The following is a 3,695-nucleotide window of genomic DNA, read 5'->3' as shown; positions in this document are numbered from 1 at the left end:
CACTACGGTAACTTCGCAGGTTCGCAAACTGTGTTAAGAACACATGCCGCTAAAAATGATGTGAATTGGTATAAGGGAGTTGGTTAGCAGGAAATAGTTTTATCCTTGCGTATCAATCTAGACACTTCTTGTTTAATAAAATGAATATATTCCTAAGTTATATTTGCTTCTATCATAAGGCGGATTTTAATCGTGTTGCTCAGAAAAACCTTAGGCTTGGAATATTTTTCTGCAATTCGGTTCTAACTTTAAAAAAGAAAAGAAAAGAAAAGGAAAAGAAAAGTGCCCGTCCTATTTGTTTTTTAAAAAAGACCCTTATGTATACGATAACCCTAGTTATTGGGATGGCTCTGAGCCATCAACACAACTGACTGGTGCGGAGTTTGAAATTGCATGTTGGGATAGCAGTGCAACATTCTTGGTTGGGTTAAATACTTTGCTAGGTGCCAACTATAAGTCTGCCTATTCAGATGCAAAAAACTTAACTGATGTCGCAGGGTAAAACAGTTAACAAGTACATTATGTTCGTGGCTTTGCCACAGGACGCATTAACGCGCTGCGCGCTAAAAACAATGCGTCTCATATGCAGGCGTTATAACGTTCTCGAGTAGAGTTAATTATGAAAGTAAGCAATGATTTTAGTGGTGCACTACGTAAGTTTGCATATTTTATGTCAAGTGGTACACATTATATGTTAAAAGATATTGAATACTTGGATTTATATGGCAACGATCCAAGTGCAATCGAAATGGCATATGCGATTTTTGTAAACGTGCTAGAAATGGATTCAGATGGAAATGTTTTGAATTTCACTCATGCTCAGCGTAGAGCAACAGACTACATAAAGTCATATTGTGAGCCAAGCTTTGAGGTCTCTCCGCCATTTGAAGAGTGGGAAATTGAGTTGTATGATCCACCAGACATTGAAGATAAAGTTTAGCGTTCTAACAAGGTGTTTAAAAAGTCGGACACCGTAATACTTGCTTGGTTTCGCTTCGCTTCACATTTTAGCAAGCATTACTATGCAGTTTAACGCGGCGTTATATTTCTGCGAGGCGAGATTGGTAAAACACTATTTCACATATATAACGAAAGAGGGTAACTACGAACTTCTCAAAGTAGTATTAGCTAAAGCCTTCTCCACTGAATTCGTTGATCACGAAAGTGGCTGGTGGGGAGAATATGCTTTATCAAAGAATGAATGTAAAATTAAACTTTACCCTAACTTTGTTTCAGGTGAAGGCTACCACCATGAAGGAAAACCCAACTTCCCGTATTTGTTGGAAATTCCTGAACAAAGAGAACCCCAAAGAGTTATTGAGCTTATGCGCAAATTACCAATCAAATTTGAGTTGCTTGAACACGACGAAATATAACAAGGCAAATTAAAAGTGCGGACAAAAAACAGTTGGCTCTGTTCGTACCTCACAAATTTTAGCCGATTATTTTTAGCCGTTTGTTTGCGGCGTTATGGTGCATAGGAAGATATAGTGAAAACGATTGACGGTGATTTGATTAAACTAGCTCTCGACGGTAATTTTGATGTAATTATTCACGGCTGTAATTGCTACTGCACGATGGGCGCGGGAATTGCGAAAGGAATTAAAACTGAATTTCCTGAAGCTTTTAAAGCTGATGTTAGTACAGAAAAAGGTGTCAAAGAAAAATTAGGCACATACTCGAGTGCAACGGTTTTGAGGAACGGTCACGAGATAACAATAGTAAATGCTTATACGCAACATCATTGGCGCGGCAAAGGTGTAAAAGCAGATTACGAGGCGATAGAAAAAGTATTTGCATTAATTAAGCATTCGTTTTCAGGCAAACGTATCGGTTATCCGTTAATTGGTGCTGGATTAGCCGGTGGGGACTGGGAAATTATTTCTAACATCATCAGTACCCAACTAGCAGGTGAAAATCATACATTAGTGAAATTTGCACCATAACAAAGCAAATTAAAGTGCGGACCAAAAATAGTTGGCTTTGTTCGTACCTCACAAATTTTAGCCAACTATTTTTAGCCGTTTATTTACGGCGTTATGTTTTATCTCGAAGTGGAGTTTTGATGAAAATTTTTTATGTTCTATTTATTGGGTTTTTGTTATCCGCCTGTTCCGCTAATCCGCCTCAAAAAGGTACTAGCGTTGAATCTGAAAGCTCACAGAAAATTACTATTACTGGCACTAAAATTAAAAGAGCGAATTTACCTTCAGGTCCAAAATTAAAAATGGGATTGAATAAAGAAAACAAGAATAGTAACTTCATGGAAGCTCTTGTGACTATGCAGAGTCTTCCACAGCCAAATGATATCGGCGATTGTAATGGCCTACTAAACGCTTTAAACAGTGCTAAGTTAGAGTTTATTGTAGTAAATTCAAATAAAGTGGTTTTAAAAAGAGAACACGGGATATACGAATACACGTTCGATGATAGCAGTTGCCCCACAAATAAAACATAACAAGTTGCATCAAAAAGGACGCATACTCGCTGGCTACTTTTTTGCTAATCCCTTCGGAGCAAAAAAGCCACCAAGCATGCGCCTTTGTGCAAAGCGTTATGTGCTTTCGGAAGCTTATGAAATTAACATTCAAGATTGTGACAGCACTGGTGTGCATTCTGTTTGCGGCATACCATACTTACTTCTTTGTGCTTCCTAGTGTAACGGTGATAAACAACTCAAAATCGGCAGTTGAAAGCGCAAGGGTTAACTTGCCAAGCTCAGGTTTGGACTTTGGTCCCATTACTGCTGGCTCGAAGAACACGATTTACTATGCGTTAGAACAAAGTGACGGTGTTTATCAATACCAGCTCAAAATTGAAAGTGGTCTTGTGTTGTCGGGTAAGTGTGGTTACGTTAAAAATAATGAGGTTCATAAGCGTGTGGTTCTTTTGGTTAAAGAAAATCAGGTAACCTGCAAATCAAGCACATAACAATCGCATCAAGTCGCCGCTGAAAAGCACGGCTGGGACATTAAAACTATGCGGCGATGAGTTCTGGTGCTTCGCCCAAGTTTAAACGAATTGCCGCGACGTTTTGCTGTCCTTTATGCGGGCTATATGGACTCCCCCGATTGTCAACGAATTCATCTTTGATAATTTAGATATGATACTGCACCTCTGCATTCGGTCTATGGATGGCAAGCTAAATGGGACAGGGCAAGCTAAATGGGACAGGCACAAATTTATATTATTGGAATTTAAGCGATAGACGAAGTGGTTGTTTGCTGAACTCTTTATACATATACACAAGTACAGTGAGCGCCTGAGGTTGAGTATTTGCTGTCACATTTTGTTGGCTTAGCTTTTTGACTCAAAAACTGCTCTACCGTCTCCTCACAAAGTGTTTTTGCGTGCAATATATTATGAAATTGAATAAAGGCAGTTATCCAATAGAGGTAACATGAAATGGTACATTTGGCATATCTTTGCGTATACATAAGCGCCTGAATCATGGATAAAAATATATATTTAACAGGCGGTTACATTTATATTTATTTATATGCATATATTCAGCACTCAGTATTTGTCAAATATCACTGTTATACGACAAGTGACGTACTTTAACCATTTCTAATTTGGTGACATCTGTCTGACTTATTGTTATGGTTCAGGGTATTAAAGTGCGTATTTGAAAAGCTGTTGTTATGCGACATTTTTCGTAGATAAAAATGTTAGGCATCTAGAGTATGGAACTA

At 38.3% G+C, this 3,695-nt stretch carries 7 protein-coding genes; 6 read left to right on the top strand and 1 reads right to left on the bottom strand.

Going from position 1 to position 3,695, the window contains the following annotated elements; all coding sequences use genetic code 11:
• The first annotated feature begins 295 nt into the window (after positions 1-295).
• From N473_RS24790 to N473_RS24765, 6 genes are all read left to right on the top strand, one after another.
• Entirely contained in the window at positions 296-502 is a 207-nt protein-coding gene (locus N473_RS24790) for a hypothetical protein (protein WP_063370280.1), read from the top strand.
• Positions 503-619: 117 nt separating this feature from the next.
• Entirely contained in the window at positions 620-940 is a 321-nt protein-coding gene (locus tag N473_RS24785) for a DUF7677 family protein (protein ID WP_063370279.1), read from the top strand.
• 82 nt (positions 941-1,022) lie between these two features.
• Positions 1,023-1,376 (top strand): hypothetical protein, encoded by a 354-nt coding sequence (locus N473_RS24780; protein ID WP_063370278.1) that lies wholly within the window; start codon positions 1,023-1,025, stop codon positions 1,374-1,376.
• 114 nt (positions 1,377-1,490) lie between these two features.
• Positions 1,491-1,946, top strand: a complete 456-nt coding sequence (locus N473_RS24775) for a macro domain-containing protein (RefSeq protein WP_063370277.1) — start codon at positions 1,491-1,493, stop codon at positions 1,944-1,946.
• A gap of 119 nt (positions 1,947-2,065) precedes the next feature.
• Positions 2,066-2,458 carry a hypothetical protein gene (locus N473_RS24770; RefSeq protein ID WP_063370276.1) on the top strand — a complete coding sequence of 131 codons (393 nt, stop codon included), beginning with the start codon at positions 2,066-2,068 and terminating at the stop codon, positions 2,456-2,458.
• A 116-nt stretch (positions 2,459-2,574) separates the two neighbouring features.
• Entirely contained in the window at positions 2,575-2,931 is a 357-nt protein-coding gene (locus tag N473_RS24765) for a hypothetical protein (protein WP_063370275.1), read from the top strand.
• A 302-nt stretch (positions 2,932-3,233) separates the two neighbouring features.
• Here N473_RS24765 and N473_RS27015 read toward each other — a convergent pair whose 3' ends face one another.
• Positions 3,234-3,437, bottom strand: coding sequence for a phage integrase N-terminal SAM-like domain-containing protein (locus N473_RS27015; RefSeq protein ID WP_196766479.1), 204 nt, complete (start codon positions 3,435-3,437; stop codon positions 3,234-3,236).
• Positions 3,438-3,695 lie beyond the last annotated feature (258 nt).

Origin of the sequence: Pseudoalteromonas luteoviolacea CPMOR-1, assembly GCF_001625685.1 — a bacterium.
Classification (GTDB): domain Bacteria; phylum Pseudomonadota; class Gammaproteobacteria; order Enterobacterales; family Alteromonadaceae; genus Pseudoalteromonas; species Pseudoalteromonas luteoviolacea_K.
This window is presented reverse-complemented; position numbering and strand designations above follow the sequence as displayed.